Origin of the sequence: Psychrobacter sp. Arc29 (assembly GCF_041431175.1) — a bacterium.
Lineage (GTDB): Bacteria > Pseudomonadota > Gammaproteobacteria > Pseudomonadales > Moraxellaceae > Psychrobacter.
On sequence record NZ_JASMRR010000010.1, the window covers coordinates 20,676 to 46,294 of the forward strand.

Sequence of the window (25,619 nt, forward strand, 5' to 3'; positions counted from 1 at the left end):
TTACCGATTAGAGTTAGCGTTTAAAAACTATCTCAAAAACCTGTCTGCTAAATCATAGCAATAAAAAAAGCTGAGTTCATCATAACTCAGCTTTTTTATGAATAAAACCATCTATTGTTGACAGCTTAATGCTTGATTGTCATAATCGGTCAATAATGGCTTATTTGTAGTACGCATTTTCTGTGCGCGTATGGTCGGTATCATCAACCACTTGCGTCAGCTCTGGTATTTGCTGCTTAAGCTGTACTTCAACGCCTTGACGTAGCGTCATATCAACGGCTGAACAGCCTTGGCAACCACCGCCGAATTTTAAGACCGCAGTCAGACCGATGCCTTCTTCATCAATCAATTCAAGCAACTGTACGTCACCGCCATGCGCGGCCAATCCAGGATTAATTTCTGACTGTAAGACGTAGTTAATACGCTCTTCGACACTGGCGTCAGCGCCCACTTTCGGTACTTTAGAGTTTGGCGCGCGAAACGTTAGCTGACCACCAAAACGATCTTTATTGTAATCGATGACCGCATCTTCTAGATAAGGTACCGATGCTGCTTCGATAAAGGCCGAAAAGTCATCATAAGTAAAACGCAAATCAGCGCTGTCTTCTTCGCCCGGCTGGTTATAAGCCATGCAGCACTCTGCGCGCGGCGTGCCTGGATGCTCAACGAAGATACGCACACCAATACCATCAGTGTCTTGCTTGGCTAACAAATCTGCCAAATAGCCCTGTGCCGACTCAGTGATGGTGATATTGCTTTTTGCTTCAACTTGCTCAGTATCTAATGCTGACTCATAGTCAGCGGCTTGATTTTGCTCAGTCATAATATTTCCTATGCATTGTGACACAAGCGCAATATCTATTACGGCTACTGTGTCGTGAATTTGAATTTTTTAAAATTTTTACGGCTTATATCAGTTTGCAAGCCATCAGTGCTTGAGGTTTATTATTGTAATGCACCGGCAGCAATAGTCATAAAATTTAATCCGTCTATAATGGCCATTATACCTGAATCAAGGAGTAATTCCGACCGCGCTACTGTGAATTGAACCGTAACCGCTGCAAATGGTTGTCATTGGTTTTTTTAATGACATCCCTCAGCGGTGAATTAAATAAGGTTGGCATAATTATCGATAAACTAACCTCTATATAAAGACATCTGCATTATTTATCAAGCAGACTAAATGCAAATAATGCCTACTAAGGATACACCCCTAAATATCTTTCCACTTGTCAGAAAGTCACAGGCTGTGTCAGTATTAGCGTCATTAATTTTTTATCAATAAAAATAAGTTGTAGGAAATTGGCGTCTATGAGTGAATTATCAGAGCAAGCTTCAGATAAGCAAAACCCCGATCAGAAAAACAGTACACACTACCGTTATTTGGTTTTTATCGGGCGTTTCCAGCCATTTCATTGTGGGCACAAGGCAGTCATTGACGAAGCGCTCAAACGCTCTGATGAAGTGATTATGCTGATCGGCTCCGCCAATCTACCGCGCAGCTTACGTAATCCGTTTAGCGTCGCTGAACGCGCTGCGATGATTAAGGGCGCTTACTCAGCAGAAGACGCCGCTCGTATCCATTGCGTCGGTCTAGACGATGCACTATACAACGATACGCGCTGGCTACAATACGTCCAAGCAGGCGTCAAATCGGTCACCGGTGACTTGCAAACAGATATTGGTCTGATTGGTCATTCGAAAGACAGCTCATCATATTACTTATCGCTGTTCCCTAACTGGGCATCGGTGTCAGTACCTAATTATCATAATCTATCAGCCACGCCTATTCGCGACAGCTATCTGATGGGGGCGACGCCAACGCCTGAGCGTACGCCTGAGTCAACACGCAACGTCCTCGATGAATTCAAAAAAACGGACGATTATCATCAATTGCACGAAGAAGCAGACTTTATTGATAAATACAAAAGACAGTGGCAATCTGCCCCCTATCCGCCGACCTTTATGACGGCTGATGCGTTGATTGTACAGTCGGGGCACATCTTGCTAGTCGAGCGACGCAGTATGCCAGGACGCGGACTGTGGGCTTTGCCGGGTGGATTTTTAAATCCAAAAGAGACGCTATTTGATGCTTGTATTCGCGAGCTACGTGAAGAGACGCGCCTCAAAGTCCCTGAACCCGTACTGCGCGGCTCCTGCCACAGTCAGCATACCTTTGACGATCCGTATCGCTCAGCACGCGGACGCACTATTACCCAAGCGTTTTATTTTCAGCTAAAAAACGACCCAAAAGGGCTGCCAAAAGTAAAAGGCGGCGATGATGCGACCAAAGCATTTTGGTTACCATTGGCAGAGCTTGATGCCAAAATGATGTTTGAAGATCACTATGCAATTATTACCAAAATGGTTGGGTTGTAGTTTTTCGTTATTAGACGGATGAGCAGGTCATGGTCAAATCAACCCTCACTGATATCTACACAATGTATTTTTTAACTTTTTATACCAGTGCCGATAGACGGCACTCAACCGCCGCCACTGTTCTTTCAACGCAGCTGCGGCATCTCAAAGCAGAGGAGTTCTGTGATGTACACCAGTAATCTAAACAATTTAATCTTAAATAGTGACAGCTATAAAACCTCACATTGGGTGCAATATCCAAGTGGTAGTGAGTATCTGTCCAGCTACATTGAAGCGCGCAAAGGCGACTACGATGTGGTGTTCTTCGGCTTACAAGCCTTTATTAAAGAATACCTAAGCACCCCTATCACGCATCAAGATATCGACGAAGCCGAAAAAGTGGTTAAAGCGCATGGCTTGACCTTTAATCGTGCTGGCTGGAAGCACTTGATTGAAAAACACAACGGCTACCTGCCACTGCGTATCCAAGCAGTACCCGAAGGTAGGATCGTTCCGGTATCAAATGTGGTCTGCCAAGTTATCAACACTGATCCTGAGTTTTATTGGCTACCAAGTTATATCGAAACAGCGCTATTACGCGCAATTTGGTATCCATCGACGGTCGCTAGTGTCTCTCGCTATTGCAAAGAAATTATCCGTCAAGCGCTAGAAAAGTCAGCAGACAATACAGAGTCGCTGCCTTTTCGCTTACATGACTTTGGCGCGCGCGGTGCTTCGAGTCAGGAGACTGTTGCCCTTGGCAGCTTGGCGCATTTGGTCAACTTTGCTGGTACTGATTCAATGACAGCAATCATTGCGGCCAGTCGCTGGTATCAAATGGGTGATGACATGCCTGCGTTTTCTATCCCAGCGGCTGAACACAGTACGATGACGGCATGGGGACGTGATGGCGAAACCGCTGCTTTTCGCAATATGATTGAGCAGTTCGGCGGCGAAGATAAAGCTTTTTCAGTTGTGTCTGACAGTTACGACCTATGGAATGCGATCGACAATATCTGGGGCGATGCCCTAAAAGATGACGTCAAAAACATGGGCGGCACCTTGGTCATTCGACCAGACAGCGGCGAGCCGACTAAAGTCGTCCGTGAAGCGCTAGAGCGCTTGGCAGTGAAGTTTGGCACTACGGTAAACAGCAAAGGCTATAAAGTTCTACCTGACTACGTGCGAATCATCCAAGGCGATGGCATCAGCTCACAAAGCTTAAACAAAATTATTGAAGTGATTATCAAAGCAGGCTTTAGCATAGAAAACGTGACATTTGGTATGGGCGGTGGTTTATTGCAACAAGTCAACCGTGACACCATGAGCTGGGCGATGAAATCGAGCGCTATCTGTATCGATGGTATCTGGAAAGACATTTACAAAGACCCTATCACCAGCCGCTCAAAACGCTCGAAAAAAGGACGACTGGCACTGGTACAAGACGGCAGTGGTCAGATCAAAACCATAAAAGAGCAAGCATTGGGTGCACCATCAGACAACCTATTACGCGATGTCTATGTTGATGGTCAATTATTAATTGAGGACAGCCTCACGATTATTAGGGAACGTGCGGGATGGTAGATACCAATAAACTAACATCTATCGCGAAAGATGTATTATTTGCGCCTGTTTACCTTTATCAAGGACGCAAAATCAAGCGTGAAACCGTGCGTTTGCCGGAACCAAACGGCGAAAGACATGGTATGGTTGAGCTATCAAAAGCAGATGATAGACTCTCATCTAAAAGCCAAGAGACGCTCAATTTGATGGTTGTGGGTGACTCAGCAGCAGCTGGTGTCGGTAGCCAGACTCAGCAAGAAGCACTGGTTGGTAAGCTGATTCCGATATTGGAACAGAATGCCGTTATCCAATCGAATTTTGCACAGCTCAATTGGTCATTACAAGCGACGACTGGTCATACTAGCTTTGATATTTTGCGCAGATTATATGTCCTCCCTACTCCTGACCAACCTATCGATGTGATGCTGCTGAGCGTTGGGGTCAACGATACGACGTCCAACGTCTCTGTGCATCAATGGCAGCAGCAAATTGAAGATATCATTGATATTGCACAGCGTAAATTTGGCGTACGCGAATTAATCTTTTTAAGCTTACCACCGATGGCGCAAATGCCTGCGATTCCCTCCCCGCTCAATAATTTTGTTGGGGCAAAAGCCTCAATACTTGATGAGATATTGCAAAAAGTCTGCGCTGCTCATGATGGTGTCAACTATATGGCAACTGACTTTGCGCGCATGATATCAGAGCATGGCAATGGTCAGCCTATTGACATTGCCGTTATGTTCGCCAGTGATGGCTTTCATCCTAGCAGCCTCATGTACGGTTATTGGGCACAGCAGATCGTAGAGAACATGACCCAACTGTTAGACTCATCCGCCGCTCAGACGGATTGCTAAAAACACGCAAGTATTGATTTATCGACACAAAAAAACCGCTGAATAATCAGCGGTTTTTTATTGCTTAGCAAAATATATTTACACCATAAGTGTAAATTATTCAGCAGCGTCAGCAGCTTTTTTGCTACGGCCACCAAATGCACCAAAGCGTTTGTTGAAGCTTGCAACACGGCCTTCAGTAGAGGTTTTACGTTGCTCACCAGTATAGAATGGATGCGACGCACTTGAGATATCAAGTGGGTAGTATGGGTATTCTGTACCTTCGTATTCGCGAGTTGCTTTAGTCTTAACCGTTGAACGAGTCAAAAAGAACACGTCAGCGTTAGTGTCATGGAATAAAACTTCTTGGTAATTAGGATGGATATCTTTACGCATAATAAACTCTCTAGGTCCGATGTATGTATGGCAATTTGCATCAACATCATGAGCGATGTCTCAAACAAACGAAAACATACGTAACTGAGGCACTAAGGACATTATAAGTATGGCAACTGCGTCACTGGCTTATTCCAGCACAAAGCACCACTCTTCTGCTCACTTAGCCTTTCCCCAGCGGGAAAATTAAACCGCGATTTTAACGGTTTTTGTCACCCAACGCAAGCCACAGTTATGATAGATATATGTGATAAGTTGTCACTAAGAGGGAAATAGTGTTGAGATATACGAGTTAACCCAGTACAATATTTTGGTTAGTTAAATTAATCAATTATACAGATATCTGTAGTTAATCTAACGAGATTTAGCTTTTCTCTGTCATTTATCTATCGTACTTTTAGGCGATATGGCTAGTCAGTTTTCTACAAAAAAGATCGCACTATTTATTCATCGGTAAGCACAACTTCCCTAACACTAAATAAGGACTATTCAATGATAAACACTGCCATCAAAACCACTACTAAAGCACTATTAATCAGCTCAGCACTTGCTATCACGACTATGGCAAGCGCTGCCCTACCAACTCAGTGGCAACTAGACAATTCACATACTCGTGTCGGTTTCTCTGTTGAGCATATGGGGTTTTCTACGGTTATGGGACACTTTAGTGATGTCGACGGTACCGTTCAGTTTGACCTAAAAAACCCAAACCAAACCCAGCTTAACTTTGTCATTGATACAGACAGTATCGATACTGCTTGGGCAGCTCGTGACAAGCATCTAAAAACCGACGAGTTTTTCAATGTTGAGAAGTACCCTACCATGAGCTTTAAATCCACTCAGGTTAACTTTATCAATCCACAACAAGCAAAAGTAACTGGCTACTTTACGTTACTCGGTCAAACCAAACCATTAACACTCAACCTAACGCTAAAGAAAATCGATAACAGCCCTCTTACGAAAGAGCCTGTGATTGGTTTCCGCGCCACAGGTAATATCGATCGTACTGCTTATGGCATGGATGCGTACTCGCAAGGCGTTACCACCAATGTGCCTATTCAGATAGACGGCGAACTGGTAGAGAAAAAGTCAAAATAGACGTCATTCGCTATTAATCATTTTTACTAATAACAATAAAAAAGCAGCCTCCATAATAGGGCTGCTTTTTTTGTCTAACAATAGTGTTATAAGATACTATTTGGTTGGGATAACATGCCAAACGTCAAATTTGTCATCGCCATCTTTATCGCCCATTTTTGTATCATTAGCATAGAAGTATAATGGCTTACCGTTCATAGCCCATTGATACTTACCATCTTCACGCTTAAACGCCGCAAACTGACCAGAAGCTTTAGCATTGCTTGGTGCTTGGAAGATTGGCCATACAACTTGACACGCTGCGCCGCAATCTGACTTATTCATTGAATCTTTGTCATAAGTATAAAGCGTCATGTAATTGGTTGCATCAACCAACACACCATTTTTGCTAGCGACAGGGGCAGTGTTTTTATTGGTCGCTTGGACTTCGTGCGTGCCTGACATGTCATTTCCAACGACACTTTTTAGGGTCGTACAGCCCGTCAACGCTAATACGCCAGTTAGTGCAGATAACATCATGATATTTTTCATAGCCACTTCCTTGTCATTTTGATAATTGTAATAGTAAATTTTATAAGCCGTTTTTATTTTTTGGTGTGAAAACGATAAAAACAGAGCTTTAACCTCACTTGAGCGAAATAAATATAACACACAGTTTTTAGCGATGATGACCATCAATATACAAACTTACAAAAGTGGCTGAATTTTACAAAACGATTAAACACAAGCCTTTTTGGCTACAGAAAACTGACCTTATTTCCATTCTCCAGATGTTGCACTCGACCTCGCCTATTAGAAACTGCCTAAGACCATCTCGTTGACAAAACTCATGCATCTACTTACGTATTTGCCATCATATTGTCTGTAGTTCTTCGTAAAATGAACTTATAGAAATGAAGTATTACTACACAATGGAAAATACCTCTATTGTGGCTTATAAATAAATATTGAACTTAGCGGCCTTCGCACGCATATCAATAGTTACAAGATATTTAACGATTACACCGAGCATGGCCTGATGCAAATGCTACTAAGGATATAATGACGACAATGACTCAGTCTTCTAATAAAAATCACGCTCATTCTGTCAAACAAGATGATTCTTTTAAGGTGCTGTCTTATGGAGATTATCAAAACTCGCCCACCAAACGTCCTACTAAACGCGTCGGTATTTTGGGCGGCGGTACTGCAGGGTCAACGATTGCTATTCGCCTTGCGGCATTAGGGCTTGAGACTTACTTGTTTGAGAAGAAAAAATCACTCATTGATGGTCCACCAATGTGTCACTTGCATGCTGGCGGCAACTTGTACCGCGAGATACCTGATGAAGATTGTGTGGCGCTCCTCAAGCAATGTATTGATATATTACGCCTCTATCCTTATACCATCGATGTTCGTCCTACTGTATTTGCGGTGCCGACACGCGATGAAGGACTGCCTGAAGACTTGCTACCGCGTTTGGATATTTTGACAGAAGCTTATCAAGAGCTCATCGAGCAGGATGCCAACAATAAAGTACTTGGCGAGCCTGAAGATTACTATCAGCTCTATAGCCATGAGCAGTTGCTTGAGCTGTCTAAGCGTGAGCAAGTTGCGGTGCCAAGTACGGTTGATGAGTGGGTGATACCAGTAGCCAAATACTTAGACTTAAATAAAGTAAAATTTCCACTGATTGTCGTACAAGAATACGGCTGGAATATCTTTCGCTTGGCGGCTTCTGCGCAGTTAGCGCTTGAAGAATATGACCATGCCCATGTCTTTACTGACACCGCAGTGCAAAAAGTAGTCCCTGTGGATTGTGAAAACTGTACCAATGCTGATCACCATGTCACCAAATGGCGCATCGACTATCAGCAAGCAAACGACTCTCAAGCTGAATCTATCGAAGTTGATTATTTGGTTAATGCTTGCGGTTTTCGCACTGGTGTCATCGATGACATGGTCGGTGTTGAAGTCACACGCATGGTCGAGTTTAAATCATCTTATGTCACCCATTGGGGCGATGCAGGCGGGCAGATTCCAGAGATTATCGTCTACGGTCAGCGAGGTACGCCCGAAGGCATGGCACAGCTGACCCCCTATCCAGGCGGGTATTTTCAGATACATGGCATGAGTAAAGCCATTACTTTATTTGATGACGGTCTGGTCGCATCTAGCACAGACAGCGCTCAGCCCAAACTACCACAGCAGTACGTACACTATATCGAGGATGGCTGGGACAAAGCGCCGCTACAAGCGCGCAGCCAGCAAGCGATTGAATATGTGGCTGAGTTTGTACCGACATTCAATAGTGCGCGTACTGTCGGCAATGCTTTATATGGTGGGCAGCAAATTCCTGGAGAAGACGATACGTTGCGCGTGGCTGACGTAAGCTTGTATTCTAATATACGCTACGCTCGTGCAGAAAACGTCAAAGCATCTTCAACCTTGATCGCCGCTGATCAGATAGTGACTGAGCTGACGACGCTGGGATTGATACAAAACGATACACCAATGAATCGTAGCCGCTATGCACACGAATGGTCGTACCTGACACACAACGATGGTCTGGCTGTTGATAAGGTTGCACGTGTGCTCGCTGAGCAGCGTGGATTCCCAATAGCGATGGCAGATGTCAATCATAGTATTCGTGAAGCAGCACTGGATGATCTCTCACCCGCTGGTGTATAGCCGATATTAGTCATTTCTAGAGTTTACATTCAGTGTTATAAATATAAAACTGAATGTAAAAAAGGAGCGGACAACCGATATTTGGTTACCTGCTCCTTTTTTACGTGATTGCTTTTAATTACTTGACTTTATAAAGCTTAGCTGTTGCTACCAGCCATTTTTTCTGTATCTACATTATCATTGATGGTCACGACGGTCTGTAGCATCTCGATTGCCTCGTTGATGGTATTGCACACCACCAAACGATCTAAATCTTGCTGCTTCATAAACCCTTGCTCGGTGGTATATTTTAGATGCTCAATCATACGGTCATAAAAACCATTGATGTTTAGAATAATCATTGGCTTTTCGTGTTGATACAGCTGACGCCATGTGGCGATTTCCATAATTTCTTCTAGTGTGCCCAGTCCGCCCGGCAAGGTAATAAAGGCATCGGCGTACTCTGCCATAACGGTCTTACGCGTGTGCATAGTATCGGTCAAATGCAAGCGAGTCAGCTGCTCATGAGCGATTTCGTGCTTGAGCATAAAGGTTGGAATGACGCCGACCGCCTCAGCGCCGCCTTTGATGACCTCATCTGCGACCGCGCCCATGAGACCAATGCTAGCACCGCCATATACCAGTCCCATGCCATTATCTGCCAACGCACTGCCAAGCTCGCGTGCTGCCTGCTCATACACATTATTGTTGCCCAAGCGCGAACCGCAATATACGGCCACTAGCGGCATCGTTAGTGTTGATTTATCCACAGCTTTTTCTATATTGGTGATGTCTTTGCTCGTGATTACATCATAAGTATCATCGTTAATGTTCATTTGCATATAGTTTCCTTAATTTATCTATCATTTTTTATTGAGTGTTTGTTATTAGTAAAGGTCAAATACCACACGTTTCATTTATAGTGTTATGCACATCATTTATAGAATGAGTTCAACCAAGTTATACAAAACTTGAAAGTCATATTTGAGTACCTGTCTCGCTAGTATTTATCTTAACATAAGCAATGCTACCACATAGTCACAACGATTTATCACTACGCAACAACTACATTTTAAAGATGGGAATTGGTGACTCATCGCAGTTTAATAGTCACTGTCTACTCATAAAAAACATGAAGGTATCACGATGGATAATCACAACGCTGCTTCTGCCGTAGAGCATGCAGAAAGTATTATTAACAATCCTTTGATTAGTCCTAATATTGCTGATGGCGCAACTAATATCGACACATACTCGTTGAGTATCATGACCGATCGCAATCAGGCATTGGCAGCCACTGTCTATCGCCCTAAAGAGGGAACGACAACAGCGATCATGATCGCGCCCGCCACCGGTATCAAACGCCATTTTTACCATAGCTTTGCCCTATATTTAGCAGAGAGCGGCTTTGGCGTACTGACTTTTGATAATGAAGGGATTGGTGAGTCGCTTTCGACCAATCTGGCAAAGTGTGATGCTTCGCTGATAAGCTGGGGTCGCCATGATATGCCTGCCGTACTTGATACGCTGCAAGATGAGTTTCCCGAGGCGTCTTATCACCTTATCGGTCATAGCGCAGGCGGGCAGCTTATCGGTTTGATGCCAAACTATCAGGCGATTACGTCCGTATTCAATGTCGCGTGCTCTTCAGGCCGTATCAAAAACATGGGTATGCCTTATAAGCTCAAAGCCATGGGATTTATGGATGCGTTTATCCCATTCACCAATTTAACACTAGGCTATACGCCTTCAGACAAGATTGGCATGGGCGAGCCGCTACCGCGCGGTGTGGCTCGTCAATGGCGTGAATGGTGTAATGGCGCAGGCTATATCAAAACTGCTTTTGGTAAAAGTATACACACCCATTTTTACGATGCGCTCAGCATGCCAGCATTGTGGCTTGGCTTTAGCGATGATGATATTGCCAATAGCGAAAACATGGATGACATGATACGCGTATTTACGAACATGCCAGTCGAAAAGCGGTTTTTAAATCCTGAAGATTTGGGGTTAAATCATATCGGTCACATGCGCTACTTTAGCAGTAAAACCAATGCTAAAGCACCCGAGCTTTGGCAAATGGCAGTAGATTGGTTTAGTAAAGGTGAATAGCGTTGTTCATCCATTAGTATAAGAGGCCATAGCGACTGATATCATTTATTCGTATCAATACACAAAGTCGGTAAATGCGCTTTTATTACTCAGCATTGTTTGTTTTTTCTGCTTCTATACGCTTCTTTAGGGCAGAATACAGTGACGGCTGCATATTATGAATATTGCCTATCATCCATTTGACATAGTTGATAGGCACTTCTTTGATTGGCTTACCTTTATGCTTGCCAAATGGCATCTTGCTCACAGGCATCGCTTTATTTGAGATAGCATGTGCCGCTGCAAAATCGGTCGGCGCAATCTCTAAACGCTCGCAGCAGGCTTGATAAAGCAGATAACACATCCGTGCATCGCCAAGCGCGTCATGAGCGGCAATCGTCATTATGCTCGCCTCACCCTTACCCAATAATTGCTCGATGCACTTGGACTGTCCATAAGCATGCCACTCTGGAAAGGCAGCACGCGCGAGTCTCACAGTACAAATCAGCTTAGCAGAAGGACTGCCAATCACTCGCCAATCAAAGCGTACATTATGACCAATCAAATACTCTGGCAGCTCAAACTGATCCAACTCAAAACGCTCAAGACCAGCCACATCAGCATCAGTAATGCCATGCACCTTGATGACGACAGGTGATATAGAGCGGCCGCTATTGAAGTACTTCATCCACTCAAACCCAGTTGCCACGTTTATAGTCGCCACTTGAATCGGCCTCGGATCACGGCCTTGATCGGTTTCAGTATCGATGATAAGCGCCGTTTCAGCCATAGTAGCCGTATCTGTAATGTCAGCCGTGTTCAAAGCATCATTCATAAAAAGTTAACCATTCGTAGCACCATCATCGCTCAACCGAAGCGTTAAATAGATAAAGTTATATTCGCTGTGCTTGTATTTAACCACACCTGTATTTATGGGGATAAAAGTCATAGATAACAATGCTATACATACCTTAGCAGATAGGGCTTTTATAATATTAGCTCATATAACATCAAACAGATAAGAGACATCAATGCTAGCAGATGGAAAAAACCAACCACCGAAGCCTTCTTTTGTCAGTCGTGTACTCGGCGTACTGATTAAGGCGGTTGTATTGATAGGATTCTTATTTGTTTTTGATAAGCTGCTACCCAGCATTAGCGAGCAGACCCAATCATTTATGGTCGCCAAGTGGCAACAGCTGAGTCTGTTGCAGCAAGAACTGCCTGCAGAAAACAGTCTCCCCAGTCCACTGCCAGAGAAAAACCTGACAGACACTTGGGGTGCGGCACGCAGTCAAGGGCGCTCACATGAAGGCATCGATATCTTTGCAGAACGTGGCACGCCGATACAATCGACCACGCAGGGAATTGTGAGTAAGGTTGGTGAGAATAATTTGGGTGGGCGTGTGGTCGTCGTGGTAGGGCCTGGCGGTGCTGGTCATTATTATGCGCATCTAGAAGACTATGCCGATATTGCGCCCAATGATTGGGTCAATCAAGGCGATATTATCGGTTATGTGGGTGATAGCGGTAATGCAAAAGGGACACCGCCACATGTACATTACGGTATTTATATCAATGGCAGTGCCGTCAACCCTTATCCGCTGTTGCAAAAAGAGTAGGTATAATAAATTAGGCATGCTAAATAAATGCGCACGACGATTCTAAACAATATGGGGCAAGGCCTGTATTAGTTTGTCTCAGCCGACCTCACATATGCGGCTGGAAATACCACGCTAAATGTCGACCCCTCTCCCTCTACTGAGTCAATCTGCAACTGCGCCTCGTGCTGATGCAAAACGTGCTTCACGATAGCCAGCCCTAATCCTGTACCGCCTGTGGCACGACTACGCCCTTTATCAATACGATAAAAGCGCTCTGTCAAACGCGCAATATGCTCTGGTGCGATACCAAGCCCATCGTCCTCAACGGCAAAGCGGCACCCATCCGATGTCTGCGTCCAGCTGATGGTAATATTACCGCCTTTTGGCGTATATTTAATCGCATTGATGACCAGGTTGGACAAGGCGCTGATCAAGTACACCTCTGACCCATATAACCCGTCATAAGTATCTATGTGCAAATGAATGGTGTGCTTGTACGCTTGGTTGTATGCCTGTGCATCATCATAGATATTGGTGAGGAGTTTGGTCATATCGACATCATTAAACTCATGCGTCTCTTCGATTTCAATCTTTGAGAGCAGTAATAAGTCATTTACGATTCGATTCATACGGGCTGTTTGCTGGGTCATCAGCTCAAAACCGCGACGCCACTGCGGTGGCATATCTGGCTGATCAGAGAAGTTCTCCAAATAGCCCATCATCACTGTCAGTGGCGTGCGTAGCTCGTGCGAGACATTCGCCACAAAATCTTGGCGCATTTGCTCTAAATGCTGTACGCGGGTCACGTCATAAATAAACAATAGCTTCTCGTCACCAAAAGGCGTGAGCTCACATTTTAGATAACGGCTGGGATCTCGCCACGATTCTATATGGACACCATCGTTAGGTAGGGTGGTATTTTGATAATACTGGCGGAACTCAGGCACGGTGATAAAGTCAAACACACTTTGGCCTTTGTCAGCTGGCTGCAATGACAAGAGATCCTGCGCCGCCTGATTCCACCACTCTAACCCATCATCTTCGTTCAGTAAGATGACTGCATCTCGCAATGCTCGCAGCGCACTTCTGATTTTCTCCAGTTGCTCCGCCGCATTTTGGCTAGCGATTTGTGCTGGCGCATCTTGCTGGTCACTATTATAGTTATGGTCTTTTTTCTTTTTTGCTGGCGCTATCTTGTTCATTTCTTATCCTTACCACTATCCGCTATTTTATTTATTGTTATGGTGGCATTGTCCGTACAAGATCAAGTTATAAGAATCAACTCATACAAGATTAGCTTGGCTCAATGAGACTAGAGAACCGATAGCCTGTACCGCGCACCGTTTGTATCAATGTATCACAATCATAAGGGCGCAATAGTTTACGTAGACGTTTGATGTGTACATCAATGGTTCGATCTTCAATATAAACGTTACCGCCCCAAACCTGATCGAGCAGCTGCGTTCTTGTGTAGGCGCGCTCTGGGTGACTCATAAAAAATGCTAACAAGCGATATTCTGTTGGGCCGACCTCGATGACTTTTCCTGCGGCTGTCACGCGCTGGCTTTTGGTATCGAGACTCAGCTGACCAATTTCGATAGGCTTGTCGCTACTCATCGCGCTACTACGGCGCAATACCGCTTTGATTCTGGAAATCAGCTCACGCGTCGAAAAAGGCTTGGTCATATAATCATCTGCACCTGCGTCAAGGCCGTGAACCTTGCTGTCTTCTTCACTTTTGGCCGTCAGCATAATGACGGGTATCTCAGAGAGCATCTCATCACTTTTGAGCATACGACAAAAATCAACACCGCTCTTGTCTCCGGGCAACATCCAATCTAATAATATTAATGACGGTCTATGATCGACCACTTGTTGATGCGCTTCTGATACGTCAGCCGCTTGCAGGCTATCAAACCCAGCCATTTCTAGCGTCATCACAACCATTTCACGAATCGCAGGTTCATCTTCAACAATCAAAATTTTCTCATTATACATAGGACATTCTCGGTGTTAGCGGACAAAATCTAGCATATAAAAAGGCGATAAATACTCACCAGTCTCTATCTATTAAACGGATTAATTATGACAGCCTGATGACACTCTGGTGTCAGATCTCCAATAGAAAATTGAGTGGCCCATCATTGACGCTTTCGACCTGCATATCAGCGCCAAACTGACCAGTGGCTACATTTGAATACTGGGTTTTGGCATAGTCGATGAGTTGCTCAAACAACTCTTGAGCAGCATCAGGTACCATCGCACCACCAAAATCAGGGCGGCGACCTTTATCCGTTTTTGCCATCAGCGTAAATTGTGACACTAATAACAATCCACCATCAACTTGCTGGACGTTTTTATCCAGTTTACCAAATTTAGCAGGGTCGTCATCATTTTCAAAAATACGATAGGTCAAGATTTTGTCAATCATCCGCTGGGCGGCGGCGAAATCATCATCATGACCCAACCCAATATAGGCCAATACCCCATGATCAATTTTGCCAACACAATGCTCATCGATAGTGACGCTCGCACGGCTCACTCGTTGTATCAGTGCTTTCATTTACGACCTTCTTTATTTATAAATGGCTTACAGTTTATGGTCAGACAATAATACGCTGTCCATGATAAAATATGACCATTAACTTGCCTATGCAATAATGACATCACATCCTATTTTGGTAGCCTTATTATGAATGTATTTACCACCTTACAACAGCTGGTACCGCAGCAGCAACTCAGTAAAGTCGCTGGACGTTTGGCCGCCAGTCGTCATCCTTATGTCAAACGCACCTTTATCCGTGGTTTTGCCAAAGCTTATAACATCAGCTTAGATGAGTATGAGCGCCAGAGCCTCAACGCTTATGAGAGTTTTAATGACTTTTTTACCCGTGAGCTAAAAGAAGATGCTCGCACCATCGATACCACTGCAAACGGCATCGTAAGTCCTGCGGACGGTATCATCTCTCAGCTTGGACAAATTAAAGATCATAAAATGCTACAAGCCAAAGGTCGTCATTATGACGTTGGCCAATTGCTCGCTGATAGCGAAGATGGCAGTTATTTTGCCGATGGTAGCTTTGCGACAATCTATCTAGCACCTAGCAACTATCACCGTGTTCATATGCCATTTACTGGTACGCTGACCAAAACTCGCTACGTCCCTGGTACGCTGTTTTCGGTCAACAATACCACGGCAGCTAATGTGCCGGACTTGTTTGCGCGTAATGAGCGTTTGGTCTGCATGTTTGATACCAAATATGGCAAAGCGGCCGTTGTCATGGTAGGCGCTATGATTGTCGCTGGTATTGAGACTGTCGCGACGGGTAAGATTGCTCGCACGGATGATATACAAGAAGCGGATCACGATATGCAGTTTGCGGCAGGCGAAGAGCTTGGTCGTTTTTATTTAGGCTCAACGGCTATCGTAGTGTTGCCAAAAGCAGCAAAAGCTGACTGGCTAGATAGCATGAATGCCAATAGCGTGGTACAAATGGGCCAACTATTAGGAATGGCAAACGCTCAGTAACATGACTGTGTAAAAGTGCTCAAGAATATCAGCCCAGTGAAACATAGATCACAATGCTCAACTGGGCTTTTTTATGCCTAGCGTTTTTATAGATTTACGCGTCGATCAACCATCCTTGCTCGGTCGCATAGTCAATATTGTGTGAGAGCCAATCATGAATAGGAGGAAAGCTGTCTTTGATAAAAGCAAGCGCCGCCGCCACTTGCAAGCGCGTCACCTGAGATTCAATCCACGTTTTTCCTTCAGTATTGAGATTAAGCAAAAATGGCAATAAGCGATCAACCACTCTGAGCAGCTGAGTCTCTTTGCTACTACCCGTTTCTTGCTCCTCCCAAACCTCACTCAAAGCCGCGATGCCGTTACCACGCTCTGCTTGCAATCGGGCTATGCCAGCGCGTTCCTCAATATGTGCCTCGCTACGACTGTTTGCGAACAAAAACGTATCACCAGCGTCAATCTCACCCAAATCATGTACCAAGGCCATCTTTAGCAATTGTTCATGATTGACATCCAGCTCAAACAACTCAGCTATTGACCAGCACGCCATGGCTAAGTGCCAAGAATGTTCGGCAGAGTTTTCTCTGCGATCGGTCTCAGTCACGTAACTACGGCGATTTACGCGTTTGAGCGCATCTAGCTCTAGTAAGAAATGAGTGACATCCTCTATGTCGATAGTTGTAGCAGATTTTTGATCGGTCAATGACACAGGTGTATTTGAGGACATATTTCTCTCTAATTTTTTGATAATTTTACACATTACGGTGTGGCTAACAACAAAATAGCGCTGATGTTATCAAGCGCTATCTATTATAAGTAATTGGGTTAAATGACTCAGTACCTTATTATATAACCATCTACTTAATCAGATTAAGAATGGTTTTGAAGGCAGGGTCTTCACTGCTACGGCACAATTCAAACAAAATGGTTTCTACTGTCGAGATTATCCCACCTGCACGGCGAATGCGACGAATGGCTTGTTTTTTGTCGTATGGAAAACGCGAGCCAACAGCATCGCCAATAATGACCGGTTGCATGCCATTGTCTAGCAAATCAAGCGCAGTCTGTAGCACACAGACGTGCGCTTCAACCCCGATAAGCAATACGGTACTACGGTTTTGCTGCGCTAAATGATGCCATGTATCATTATTATCGCAGGCACTAAATGTGACTTTTTCAAAGCTCTTTGCATTGTCGCCCTCCAGCACATCACGAAGCTCTGGCAAGCTATCGCCCAATCCTTTTTTATACTGCTCGTTGAGCATGATGGGGATACCGAGCGCTTGCAGTCCTTTGATTATGGTCACTGTTTTTTTGACGATATTTTCGTGATCATAGATATGCGGCGTGAGGCGTTCTTGTACATCGATAATCATCGCTTGGGTGTTTTCACGAGCAATTCGGTAAGTACGATCAGTAATCATCGTAGACATAGTACACTCCTTGTACGGCTGATATTTATTATTAAAAGCTATTTTAAAATGACCATCATTAGAATTTTCATTAATAATAGTCTTAGCTCAGCTCACCCTTATTTAGGCACAGTTTCTTGAATGCGTCAATGGAGATAATTTTCATCAGTACGTGTATGCTCTTGACTACGCCAAGCATTAACTCGCTCATTATATTCACAAAAAACCCCCAGCCATCACGGCTAGGGGTCATTATTAGAGCGTTTTTAATCAACAAATGTTACAAACTGGCTACCGATTTTAAAATTAAACACGCTCAATAATAGTCGCGATACCTTGACCCAGACCGATACACATCGTCGCTAGACCGATTTCGGTATCTGACTGCTCCATTGCGTTTAGCAATGTTACTGTGATACGAGCGCCTGAGCATCCTAGTGGATGACCCAAAGCAATCGCGCCGCCGTTGATGTTGACGATGTCTTGCTTGTCGGTCAAGTTCAGTGCTTTTAGGACTGATAGGCCTTGTGCGGCAAAGGCTTCGTTTAACTCGATGGTTTGCATGTCATCGATGCTCATGCCAGCACGCTTCAAGGCTTTGTTGGTGGCTGGTACAGGACCATAACCCATGATCGCTGCGTCACAACCAGCAACGGCCATACTACGGATACGGGCACGTGGCTTGAGACCTAGATCTTTTGCTTTCTGCGCGCTCATCACTAGCATCGCTGATGCGCCGTCAGATAGTGCAGATGATGTTGCCGCTGTGACGGTACCGCCTTTTGGATCAAACGCTGGACGTAATTTTTGCATTTGCTCCATAGTCGCGTCTGGACGGATGACCTCATCCACGGTACATAACTGTAAGCGACCATCAGCATCATGACCTTCGATACCGATGATTTCATTGTCAAAACGACCTTCAGTGGTCGCTGCCCATGCACGGCGATGCGACTCAAGACCAAAAGCATCTTGCTCTTCACGAGTAATGCCATTCATGCGACCTAGCATCTCAGCGGTCAAACCCATCATGTTTGAGGCTTTTGCATAGTGCTTAGAGGCGGCAGGGTTTAGATCAATACCATGCATCATGCCGACGTGACCCATGTGCTCAACACCGCCAATGATAAACACATCACCTTGGTTAGTCATGATTTGTGCAGCCGCTGTATGTAGTGCCTGCATAGATGAGCCGCACAGACGGTTAACTGTTTGACCACCAGCAGTTTTTGGAATACCCGCCAAGAGGCCAATGTTACGACCGATGTTCATGCCTTGCTCTAGGGTCTGGTTAACACAGCCCCAGATAATATCTTCGATGTCATTGGTATCAAAGTCGTTACGTTCAACCAGTGCACGTACCAGTTCAGCGGATATGGTATCCGCACGTACATGACGGAACATACCGTTTTTGGTTTTACCCATTGCCGAGCGCACGCCATCTACGATGACCACATCTTTTGGACTTAAAGTTGTCATACTATCTTCCTTTTCAATTTTTATTGTCAGTGTAAACCGTTCACGTCAGCGCTATGATTTATTTATCTTACGTAACGCACGATATGTAATGCGCGTTAGCATTTAGTATCTTTTATCAGCGCTGCAATGAACCAGCTAAAACAGCACGTCTGTCATGAAAAAATAGTGATAAATCCATTGCTATCTTTGTTTTGACAGACGTACCACACTTATCCTAATACGGTATGTTCATTACTCAACTGAGTAAAAAGTCTCGCCTGCGGCTGCCATATCGCGAATCTTTTGCGGGGCTTCATAGGCTTTGCCAAGATGAGCGTATTTTTCACATAGTGCCAAGTAGTTATCTAGACCCATTTGGTCGACATAACGGCAAGGGCCGCCGCGGAATGGCGGGAAACCTACGCCCATAATCATCGCCATGTCGGCCTCGCTTGGCGTGCTCACGATGTTGTCTTCTAGGCAGCGAACGGTTTCGTTACAGAAAGCCAGCATAGTGCGGTCGATGATTGCTTGATCGTCGAATTCTTGCTTCTCACTATCAGTCGTGGTTTTTAGCAACTCGTAAGTGGCTTCATCGGCAACTTTCTTTGGCTTGCCGCGCTTATCAGTTTCATACTTGTAGAAACCTACGCCGTTTTTCTGACCGAGGCGCTCGTTCTCATATAGGTGCTGAATCGCACCTTTATAGTCTGGTTTCATACGATCTGGGAAACCATCCGCCATGACTTCTGCGCCATGTACACCTGTATCTAAACCGACCACGTCGATGAGATAAGCAGGGCCCATTGGCCAGCCGAATTTTTCCATGACTTTATCGACATGAGCAAAGTCAGCACCTTGCTTGAGCAATAAATCAAACGCGCCAAAGTATGGGAACAAGACACGGTTGACCAAGAAACCTGGGCAATCGTTAACCACAACTGGCACTTTGCCCATTTTAGAGGCTAGAGCAACGGTAGTCGCGATGGCTTCTTCAGAAGATTTTTCGCCGCGGATAACTTCGACCAGTGGCATTCGATGTACTGGGTTGAAGAAATGCATACCGACGAAGTTTTCTGGACGCTCAAGCGCCTCAGCAAGATAGGTAATAGAGATCGTCGAGGTGTTTGACGCTAGGATACAGTCGTCTTTTACTAGGCCTTCTACTTCTTTTAGAACCGCACGCTTCACATTTGGATTTTCTACGACCGCTTCGATAACGATATCAGTCTCGCTAAAGTCACCATAGTTCAAAGTAGGACGGATACGGCTTAAGGTTTCACCCATTTTCGCTGGGGTCATCTTCTTACGTTCAACCATTTTACCAAGCAGTTTGCTGGCTTCGCCCATGCCAAGGTCTAATTGCTCAGACTTGATATCTTTCATAATGATTGGCAAGCCTTTGCTGGCTGCCTGATACGCGATACCGCCACCCATGATACCAGCGCCTAGTACAGCCGCTTCATTGATATCATGTGCAAGCTTACTGTGTTTTTTGGCCAGTTTTTTGACCAGCTGATCATTTAAGAATAGACCAACCAAGCTCTCTGCTTGTGGCGTTTTAGCAGCTTTTGCAAAACCGGCGGCTTCAACTTCAATCGCTTCGTCACGTGATAGATTGACGTGTTTTTCGATCGCTTCGATAGCGAGGGCTGGTGCTGGGTACTGCTTGGGGTTGGCTTTGGCAAAGATCATACCTTTTGCGCTGTTGAACGCCATGGCTTGCTCAAGTTGGTTTAGCTTAACAGGAACCAGTTTTTCTTCGCGTTTTGCTTGCCAATCAAGCTCACCTGAGATACATTTTTTGACCAGATCAATGGCTGCATCTTGCAAGTCGTCAGCAGGAACGGTCGCATCAACCAAACCGAGTTTTAGCGCATCAAGTGGTTTTTTTGGTGTGCCAGTGGCGATAAGCTCAAGCGCATTATCGATACCAATGATACGCGTACTACGAACCGTACCACCAAAGCCTGGGAAGATACCTAGCTGAGTTTCTGGTAGACCGATGATCGCTTTGTCACTCATGACGCGGTATTCACACACCAAGGTCATTTCACAACCGCCGCCCATTGCCGCGCCATTGATGGCAGCCACTTTCGGGAATGGCAAATCTTCAAAACGATTGAAAGCGTCATTGACATGAACGACCCAATCTTTGATCTCGCTTTCTGATTTTTTGAAAGAAGCCACAAACTCTGTGATATCAGCACCAGCGATAAACACGCCTTTGCCTGAAGTGACGATAAGACCTTTGACGTCGTCTGCTTTTTCTAAAGCAGTCACGGCTTCACCAAACTGTTTATTGGTTTCGGCATCAAATTTGTTCACGCTCTCATTTTCGGCGTTGTAGTGCATGTTGGCGATGCCATCCTCTAGCATTGTCACCGTGATGCGATTTCCTTGATATACCATTTGAAACTCCTTTCTATATAACGAAAGCTACGTTTTGAATTAAAATAAATAGCCAGTTACTGTTAGTAAAATGGGTAATAGCACTGTGCGCCTGTGATGTCGTAAAGACAAACATATAGATGGCACACAAGTGAAGATGTCTTTATTATCCAGCGCTCATGATGTGATACGTATTTTGACGTCTCTTGTACCCCATCACACGGCGCTTCATTTATATGTTGCAAATACTGCTATTAAAATACTGACTGAGACATGGTCCAACACTGACAATTGATGACTGAATACGCTGAGTAAAAATCCATTACAGTCAACATCAGACCATTTTCACGTCAATTAGTGTAGGGGATTATGCCCCTAACTGTCACAAGCTAATGCCATACTCGCAAGTCACTCTTAAATCACCTGTAGGCATTTACCTTATGCGCAAAGTGTTTTAGTGAATACTTGTATACTGAGTTGCTATTTTGAATGTATTCCGTCTTGCTTTTATTCATGGTCCACCACCTCAAGGATGATAAACCGTTGGTGTAGCCCGATTAATACGACTTACTTAGCTTGCGCTTTTATCAGACCATATTCAACCAGTGAATGACATCAGCGATACGTAACCAAGACTTGTTGTAAGGTTACGATTGTACTGCCTCGTTTTTGAACAGATGACAGCCGTAAAATGCAAAAAACAAACGATTGATACGGTGTCTCACACGAGCAATATGGCCTATCATGCTACACTAATACCGTTTTTACCTTGTCCTTAATAAGTTTTCATTGTATCTCTGATAAATGGTTGGATTATGACGGTTTCCCTTACTTCTAGCGCTACCTCTTCTGGCTTTACCCCTTTTAACGCTGTCTCTTTTCAAAGCACTGAGCAATTTCATGGTGCTGTGCGCGCGCAACTGGCGCAAGACATCGAGGTCTTGTTTGCTTATGCCAAGCTGCCTAGTCCCCTGGTAGATGCCTGTCGTTATGTCATGACGGGTCAAGGTAAGTTGGTACGCCCATTGATGGTTGCCAGTGCTTTCGCCAGTATTAATAGCGGTAGTAGTAAACGTACAGACGAGCATAATGACGACATCGACACGCTCAATGCTGATCTAGACTCATTGCTAGAAAATGACTCGGACTATGATATGTCACGCCGCGCTGCATTGGCCGTAGAGCTGCTACACACTTATTCGTTAGTGCATGATGATTTGCCATGTATGGATGATGACGAGCTGCGCCGTGGTCAGCCGACTGCTCATATTGCCTTTGATGAAGCGACTGCGCTGCTGGCAGGGGATGTGTTGCAGACGCTAGCATTTGAAGTATTGACCGCAGAGATGCCATCCTTTGCGCCATTCGATGCAGATATCGCAAGTCAGCTATTGGCCATATTTGCCCCGCGCGCACGACGCATGGTGTCAGGTCAAATGCTAGATCTGAATGCCGAGGCCAGTGCTAGTATTGCACAAGCCGATTTAGAAGCCATTCACCGTGATAAAACAGGGGCACTGATCGAAGCGGCGATGCTCATGGGCGGCGTCTGTGCGGGCGCAACGGCACCACAACGTATGGCATTGGAAGAGTGCGCCCAACATATCGGCCTTGCCTTTCAAGTCCAAGACGATGTGCTAGACGTGACTATGACGACTGATGCTCTGGGTAAGCCTGCAGGTAGCGACGAGAAATTAGATAAATCTACCTATGTAAAGCTGATGGGCGTCGATGACGCAACCAGCTATGCGCAAACGCTATTTAACGATGGACGCGCGGCTATCAGTCGTGAGCTTAGCGACAATCAAGACAACATTGACAAAAATAATGACGCGCTACTGGCATTGATTGAATGGTTGTGGTCACGTAAGAAATAACTTAATAAGCGTCATTATTCCAAACAATAGCGAGTAGTCAACATGGACAGTTCCCCTACCCCGCGTATTTATCTTGGTACTGGTGGCTATAGCGATACCGATTTGCTCGGTACGCTGTACCCCACTGGCACCAAAAAGACTGACTTCCTACGTGAGTACGCCAAGCAATACGGCGCAGTGGAGATTAACAGCAGCTTTTATGCGCCGATTGGGCAAAAGGCATTTGCGGGCATGATTGATAAAGCCTATGTACAAGCGAACAGCGCGCTCAAATTTGCCGTCAAACTGCATCAAGACTTTACTCATGCACGAAAAGGGACGGCGGAGCACGCACAGGCATTTTTAAATGCCCTATCCCCGCTGGTGGACGCCGACGCCTTAGCACCGTTATTGCTCCAATTTCCGCACGGCTTTGACCGTACTCGCGAGCATCGTCTCTATCTGGCCAATCTCGTCAGTTGGTTTCAAGACTATCCACTCGCTATCGAGTTTCGTCATAACGGCTGGCATACCCCGCAAGTGGTCGGTAGCTTTGCACAGCAAGGTCTGATTTGGTGTAGTGTCGATTATCCCAAAGTCGGCGGGCTACCACCATCACGGCTGATATTCACTGAGCGTACTGGTTATTTGCGTATGCATGGCAATAACCTGAACTGGTGGGATGCGATGAGTGCTGCTGATCGTCATGATTATCGCTATAGCGAGGCGGAGATGCAGGATTGGGCGCAAGCGATTGCCAATCAGCGGCAGCACTTTGATACGCTCTATATTTTCTTTCAAAACACTGTCAATGCACATGCCTATTATAATATTGCGATGCTGCGAGAGGCGCTAGGTAAGTTTGGGTTTGAGGTGTTGTGAGTTGGTCAATGAGATACTTAATACGTAAGATAGATTTTAAGAACTCATAATTTTTTAAATATCAATTTATGTGAATAGGCTTGCTTATAGAAACCAAATTAAATTTATTATTTTTATAAATGATGCGAGCAATGCACTCTACCTTCACTCTTCTACTTCTGGATTATAAGGGGATAGAAATGTATCTAGTTCAAAGCTGATTTTTCCTTTCTTTAATACTATAACTTGAAAGTGATTATCCAAGCCATTTTTATCTTCGTCATCATAAAAATGTAATAAACCATATGAGCCCTTAGATTCTGTGGCAATCCAATCTAGAAGCTGCAGCAATTCAACCCAAGAAAATGATTTATGATTGTCCATTCCTGCAATCATAAGTTTATAATCACCATTCGTGATCTTCATCTGACAAATTTCAGTTTTTCTATTATAGTTAATATTGCCAACAAGTACTTTAAGGATTTTCCAAATACTCTCTAACTTCTCTTCTGATTCATCCCGTTCGTTGAAAGACTCTCTAATAACGAACCATCCTTGATATTCTAACATCGTAAAACCTTATATTTTAAAATGATGCGCATAGCGCCATCTAGGACTAAAATGATCAATTTGACCCGTCTAATTCGCTTATTTCAATGTGGCAAAAAACAAAATGATCCTGTTTTTTCTGCAGATTCGATAATGAAAAATGATGAAAGACCCAGTAACAAAGTAACAAGCGTCGAATTACTGCAAACGATGCAATGGTCAAAACTATGCTGGAATGAAAGTTGGGAAGAGGTAATAAAGCTAGACAGCTTACTACCAAAAGTAGGTCAAACATACCCTATAAAACTTGATGAGAATGAAGACTATGCAGAGGAAGGACATGCATACCTGTTATGGTTACCGCCTCACTCAGAGCTTAATGGGTGGTGGGACAAACGACCATCTGAAATTCTCAAATCCTACGTCTTAGAAGGTACTTTATCTAATGCCGTCTCAAATTATGAAAAACGCGAGTATTTTTTTGATTTTCAGGTTATAAGCCGCAAAAGGCTGGTTGATTATTTTGCTAGCATCCATGACATACAGAATGTCTATGTACCTTATATTATAAAATATAAAGGTAATTTGGCATCAGCTTGGGAAAATGCTCAGGATCTTTCAAAATTCAAAGTAGGAAACTACTTGTATCTACATGGGGTCAAATCAGAATCCAGCTTAGAAGCGATATTTTCTTTTAAAGAAGACCGCTTTTGCCTGCATTATTCAGCAATCCTACATCATCCTGCTGACTATGAAACTGTTGTTACAAGGTATTATTTGGATAGCCAAGAGCAGAAGTTATTTAGCAAATTGATAGAAAAAGCGAATGAAATAACCGATAACTCAATAGACTCACTAGAAGATAGTGAAGTACACGGTGCTGAATACTGGTAGGCAATCATCAGCGCCAGTATTTTGACATTCTTTGACCCGATAGCCATCCACACCACTTATCCAGTAGAATTCTTTTG

24 protein-coding genes are annotated in these 25,619 nt (G+C 44.4%); 11 read left to right on the forward strand and 13 right to left on the reverse strand.

The genetic code is table 11. The annotated features are described in order from the left end of the window. Nucleotides 1–160 precede the first annotated feature (160 nt). Nucleotides 161–823 carry a Fe-S biogenesis protein NfuA gene (gene nfuA / locus QO189_RS12495; RefSeq protein WP_201599931.1) on the reverse strand — a complete coding sequence of 221 codons (663 nt, stop codon included), beginning with the start codon at nucleotides 821–823 and terminating at the stop codon, nucleotides 161–163. A gap of 488 nt (nucleotides 824–1,311) precedes the next feature. Between nfuA and QO189_RS12500 the strand changes: the two genes are divergently transcribed. The 3 genes from QO189_RS12500 (at nucleotide 1,312) to QO189_RS12510 (ending at nucleotide 4,778) form a co-directional block, all read left to right on the forward strand. Further along, nucleotides 1,312–2,379: a bifunctional nicotinamide-nucleotide adenylyltransferase/Nudix hydroxylase gene (locus QO189_RS12500; RefSeq protein WP_371532965.1), complete on the forward strand. Its 1,068-nt coding sequence runs from the start codon at nucleotides 1,312–1,314 to the stop codon at nucleotides 2,377–2,379. Between the two features lie 165 nt (nucleotides 2,380–2,544). Next, nucleotides 2,545–3,942: a nicotinate phosphoribosyltransferase gene (locus tag QO189_RS12505; RefSeq protein WP_371532966.1), complete on the forward strand. Its 1,398-nt coding sequence runs from the start codon at nucleotides 2,545–2,547 to the stop codon at nucleotides 3,940–3,942. After that, the gene (locus QO189_RS12510; protein ID WP_371532967.1) at nucleotides 3,936–4,778 is read left to right on the forward strand and encodes an SGNH/GDSL hydrolase family protein; all 843 of its coding nucleotides are present in this window, start codon (nucleotides 3,936–3,938) and stop codon (nucleotides 4,776–4,778) included. Before QO189_RS12505 ends, QO189_RS12510 begins: the two co-directional genes overlap by 7 nt. Before the next feature lie 96 nt (nucleotides 4,779–4,874). On the opposite strand, the gene QO189_RS12515 is transcribed toward QO189_RS12510, so the two are convergent. Beyond that, on the reverse strand, nucleotides 4,875–5,153 hold the full coding sequence (locus QO189_RS12515; protein WP_114701843.1) for a type B 50S ribosomal protein L31: 279 nt from the start codon (nucleotides 5,151–5,153) through the stop codon (nucleotides 4,875–4,877). Between the two features lie 492 nt (nucleotides 5,154–5,645). Here QO189_RS12515 and QO189_RS12520 point away from each other — a divergent pair, with 492 nt between their 5' ends. After that, nucleotides 5,646–6,251, forward strand: a complete 606-nt coding sequence (locus tag QO189_RS12520) for a YceI family protein (protein WP_371532968.1) — start codon at nucleotides 5,646–5,648, stop codon at nucleotides 6,249–6,251. A gap of 96 nt (nucleotides 6,252–6,347) precedes the next feature. Here the strand turns inward: QO189_RS12520 and QO189_RS12525 are convergent, their stop codons facing one another. Beyond that, on the reverse strand, nucleotides 6,348–6,782 hold the full coding sequence (locus QO189_RS12525) for a hypothetical protein (protein ID WP_201599949.1): 435 nt from the start codon (nucleotides 6,780–6,782) through the stop codon (nucleotides 6,348–6,350). A 510-nt stretch (nucleotides 6,783–7,292) separates the two neighbouring features. On the opposite strand from QO189_RS12525, the gene QO189_RS12530 reads away from it, so the two are divergent. Further along, complete coding sequence (locus QO189_RS12530; protein WP_371532969.1) at nucleotides 7,293–8,921, forward strand: FAD-dependent oxidoreductase; 1,629 nt, start codon at nucleotides 7,293–7,295, stop codon at nucleotides 8,919–8,921. Nucleotides 8,922–9,058: 137 nt separating this feature from the next. Here the strand turns inward: QO189_RS12530 and QO189_RS12535 are convergent, their stop codons facing one another. Further along, the gene (locus tag QO189_RS12535; RefSeq protein ID WP_371532970.1) at nucleotides 9,059–9,742 is read right to left on the reverse strand and encodes a TIGR00730 family Rossman fold protein; all 684 of its coding nucleotides are present in this window, start codon (nucleotides 9,740–9,742) and stop codon (nucleotides 9,059–9,061) included. Between the two features lie 304 nt (nucleotides 9,743–10,046). Here QO189_RS12535 and QO189_RS12540 point away from each other — a divergent pair, with 304 nt between their 5' ends. Continuing rightward, nucleotides 10,047–11,012 carry an alpha/beta fold hydrolase gene (locus QO189_RS12540; protein WP_371532971.1) on the forward strand — a complete coding sequence of 322 codons (966 nt, stop codon included), beginning with the start codon at nucleotides 10,047–10,049 and terminating at the stop codon, nucleotides 11,010–11,012. A gap of 85 nt (nucleotides 11,013–11,097) precedes the next feature. Here the strand turns inward: QO189_RS12540 and QO189_RS12545 are convergent, their stop codons facing one another. Continuing rightward, the gene (locus tag QO189_RS12545) at nucleotides 11,098–11,826 is read right to left on the reverse strand and encodes a putative quorum-sensing-regulated virulence factor (RefSeq protein WP_371532972.1); all 729 of its coding nucleotides are present in this window, start codon (nucleotides 11,824–11,826) and stop codon (nucleotides 11,098–11,100) included. A 196-nt stretch (nucleotides 11,827–12,022) separates the two neighbouring features. Between QO189_RS12545 and QO189_RS12550 the strand changes: the two genes are divergently transcribed. Then, entirely contained in the window at nucleotides 12,023–12,613 is a 591-nt protein-coding gene (locus QO189_RS12550) for a M23 family metallopeptidase (RefSeq protein WP_371532973.1), read from the forward strand. 68 nt (nucleotides 12,614–12,681) lie between these two features. Here QO189_RS12550 and phoR read toward each other — a convergent pair whose 3' ends face one another. The 3 genes from phoR to dtd all read right to left on the reverse strand — a co-directional run bounded on the left by phoR (nucleotide 12,682) and on the right by dtd (nucleotide 15,158). After that, nucleotides 12,682–13,797, reverse strand: coding sequence for a phosphate regulon sensor histidine kinase PhoR (phoR, locus tag QO189_RS12555; RefSeq protein ID WP_371532974.1), 1,116 nt, complete (start codon nucleotides 13,795–13,797; stop codon nucleotides 12,682–12,684). Nucleotides 13,798–13,888: 91 nt separating this feature from the next. Next, the gene (gene phoB, locus QO189_RS12560; RefSeq protein WP_058025125.1) at nucleotides 13,889–14,593 is read right to left on the reverse strand and encodes a phosphate regulon transcriptional regulator PhoB; all 705 of its coding nucleotides are present in this window, start codon (nucleotides 14,591–14,593) and stop codon (nucleotides 13,889–13,891) included. 112 nt (nucleotides 14,594–14,705) lie between these two features. Further along, entirely contained in the window at nucleotides 14,706–15,158 is a 453-nt protein-coding gene (gene dtd, locus QO189_RS12565; RefSeq protein ID WP_371532975.1) for a D-aminoacyl-tRNA deacylase, read from the reverse strand. Nucleotides 15,159–15,287: 129 nt separating this feature from the next. Between dtd and asd the strand changes: the two genes are divergently transcribed. Then, nucleotides 15,288–16,124, forward strand: a complete 837-nt coding sequence (gene asd / locus QO189_RS12570) for an archaetidylserine decarboxylase (RefSeq protein ID WP_371532976.1) — start codon at nucleotides 15,288–15,290, stop codon at nucleotides 16,122–16,124. A gap of 94 nt (nucleotides 16,125–16,218) precedes the next feature. Here asd and QO189_RS12575 read toward each other — a convergent pair whose 3' ends face one another. The 4 genes from QO189_RS12575 to fadB all read right to left on the reverse strand — a co-directional run bounded on the left by QO189_RS12575 (nucleotide 16,219) and on the right by fadB (nucleotide 21,403). Continuing rightward, complete coding sequence (locus QO189_RS12575; RefSeq protein ID WP_371532977.1) at nucleotides 16,219–16,848, reverse strand: HD family hydrolase; 630 nt, start codon at nucleotides 16,846–16,848, stop codon at nucleotides 16,219–16,221. Nucleotides 16,849–16,978: 130 nt separating this feature from the next. Beyond that, nucleotides 16,979–17,554 carry an isochorismatase family protein gene (locus QO189_RS12580; protein WP_371532978.1) on the reverse strand — a complete coding sequence of 192 codons (576 nt, stop codon included), beginning with the start codon at nucleotides 17,552–17,554 and terminating at the stop codon, nucleotides 16,979–16,981. A gap of 285 nt (nucleotides 17,555–17,839) precedes the next feature. Continuing rightward, nucleotides 17,840–19,012: an acetyl-CoA C-acyltransferase FadA gene (gene fadA, locus QO189_RS12585; RefSeq protein WP_371532979.1), complete on the reverse strand. Its 1,173-nt coding sequence runs from the start codon at nucleotides 19,010–19,012 to the stop codon at nucleotides 17,840–17,842. 231 nt (nucleotides 19,013–19,243) lie between these two features. After that, entirely contained in the window at nucleotides 19,244–21,403 is a 2,160-nt protein-coding gene (fadB, locus tag QO189_RS12590) for a fatty acid oxidation complex subunit alpha FadB (RefSeq protein WP_371532980.1), read from the reverse strand. A gap of 794 nt (nucleotides 21,404–22,197) precedes the next feature. Between fadB and QO189_RS12595 the strand changes: the two genes are divergently transcribed. After that, the gene (locus QO189_RS12595; RefSeq protein WP_371532981.1) at nucleotides 22,198–23,259 is read left to right on the forward strand and encodes a polyprenyl synthetase family protein; all 1,062 of its coding nucleotides are present in this window, start codon (nucleotides 22,198–22,200) and stop codon (nucleotides 23,257–23,259) included. A 42-nt stretch (nucleotides 23,260–23,301) separates the two neighbouring features. Beyond that, nucleotides 23,302–24,120 carry a DUF72 domain-containing protein gene (locus QO189_RS12600; protein WP_371532982.1) on the forward strand — a complete coding sequence of 273 codons (819 nt, stop codon included), beginning with the start codon at nucleotides 23,302–23,304 and terminating at the stop codon, nucleotides 24,118–24,120. 144 nt (nucleotides 24,121–24,264) lie between these two features. Here the strand turns inward: QO189_RS12600 and QO189_RS12605 are convergent, their stop codons facing one another. Next, nucleotides 24,265–24,669, reverse strand: a complete 405-nt coding sequence (locus QO189_RS12605) for an Imm7 family immunity protein (RefSeq protein WP_371532983.1) — start codon at nucleotides 24,667–24,669, stop codon at nucleotides 24,265–24,267. A gap of 51 nt (nucleotides 24,670–24,720) precedes the next feature. Between QO189_RS12605 and QO189_RS12610 the strand changes: the two genes are divergently transcribed. Next, nucleotides 24,721–25,542 carry a hypothetical protein gene (locus tag QO189_RS12610; protein ID WP_371532984.1) on the forward strand — a complete coding sequence of 274 codons (822 nt, stop codon included), beginning with the start codon at nucleotides 24,721–24,723 and terminating at the stop codon, nucleotides 25,540–25,542. Nucleotides 25,543–25,619 lie beyond the last annotated feature (77 nt).

Coding starts and splice junctions, on each gene's coding strand:
- nfuA (WP_201599931.1), bottom strand. CDS start 823: ATGACTGAGCAAAATCAAGCCGCTGACTATGAGTCAGCATTAGATACT.
- QO189_RS12500 (WP_371532965.1), top strand. CDS start 1,312: ATGAGTGAATTATCAGAGCAAGCTTCAGATAAGCAAAACCCCGATCAG.
- QO189_RS12505 (WP_371532966.1), top strand. CDS start 2,545: ATGTACACCAGTAATCTAAACAATTTAATCTTAAATAGTGACAGCTAT.
- QO189_RS12510 (WP_371532967.1), top strand. CDS start 3,936: ATGGTAGATACCAATAAACTAACATCTATCGCGAAAGATGTATTATTT.
- QO189_RS12515 (WP_114701843.1), bottom strand. CDS start 5,153: ATGCGTAAAGATATCCATCCTAATTACCAAGAAGTTTTATTCCATGAC.
- QO189_RS12520 (WP_371532968.1), top strand. CDS start 5,646: ATGATAAACACTGCCATCAAAACCACTACTAAAGCACTATTAATCAGC.
- QO189_RS12525 (WP_201599949.1), bottom strand. CDS start 6,782: ATGAAAAATATCATGATGTTATCTGCACTAACTGGCGTATTAGCGTTG.
- QO189_RS12530 (WP_371532969.1), top strand. CDS start 7,293: ATGACGACAATGACTCAGTCTTCTAATAAAAATCACGCTCATTCTGTC.
- QO189_RS12535 (WP_371532970.1), bottom strand. CDS start 9,742: ATGCAAATGAACATTAACGATGATACTTATGATGTAATCACGAGCAAA.
- QO189_RS12540 (WP_371532971.1), top strand. CDS start 10,047: ATGGATAATCACAACGCTGCTTCTGCCGTAGAGCATGCAGAAAGTATT.
- QO189_RS12545 (WP_371532972.1), bottom strand. CDS start 11,826: ATGAATGATGCTTTGAACACGGCTGACATTACAGATACGGCTACTATG.
- QO189_RS12550 (WP_371532973.1), top strand. CDS start 12,023: ATGCTAGCAGATGGAAAAAACCAACCACCGAAGCCTTCTTTTGTCAGT.
- phoR (WP_371532974.1), bottom strand. CDS start 13,797: ATGAACAAGATAGCGCCAGCAAAAAAGAAAAAAGACCATAACTATAAT.
- phoB (WP_058025125.1), bottom strand. CDS start 14,593: ATGTATAATGAGAAAATTTTGATTGTTGAAGATGAACCTGCGATTCGT.
- dtd (WP_371532975.1), bottom strand. CDS start 15,158: ATGAAAGCACTGATACAACGAGTGAGCCGTGCGAGCGTCACTATCGAT.
- asd (WP_371532976.1), top strand. CDS start 15,288: ATGAATGTATTTACCACCTTACAACAGCTGGTACCGCAGCAGCAACTC.
- QO189_RS12575 (WP_371532977.1), bottom strand. CDS start 16,848: ATGTCCTCAAATACACCTGTGTCATTGACCGATCAAAAATCTGCTACA.
- QO189_RS12580 (WP_371532978.1), bottom strand. CDS start 17,554: ATGTCTACGATGATTACTGATCGTACTTACCGAATTGCTCGTGAAAAC.
- fadA (WP_371532979.1), bottom strand. CDS start 19,012: ATGACAACTTTAAGTCCAAAAGATGTGGTCATCGTAGATGGCGTGCGC.
- fadB (WP_371532980.1), bottom strand. CDS start 21,403: ATGGTATATCAAGGAAATCGCATCACGGTGACAATGCTAGAGGATGGC.
- QO189_RS12595 (WP_371532981.1), top strand. CDS start 22,198: ATGACGGTTTCCCTTACTTCTAGCGCTACCTCTTCTGGCTTTACCCCT.
- QO189_RS12600 (WP_371532982.1), top strand. CDS start 23,302: ATGGACAGTTCCCCTACCCCGCGTATTTATCTTGGTACTGGTGGCTAT.
- QO189_RS12605 (WP_371532983.1), bottom strand. CDS start 24,669: ATGTTAGAATATCAAGGATGGTTCGTTATTAGAGAGTCTTTCAACGAA.
- QO189_RS12610 (WP_371532984.1), top strand. CDS start 24,721: ATGATCAATTTGACCCGTCTAATTCGCTTATTTCAATGTGGCAAAAAA.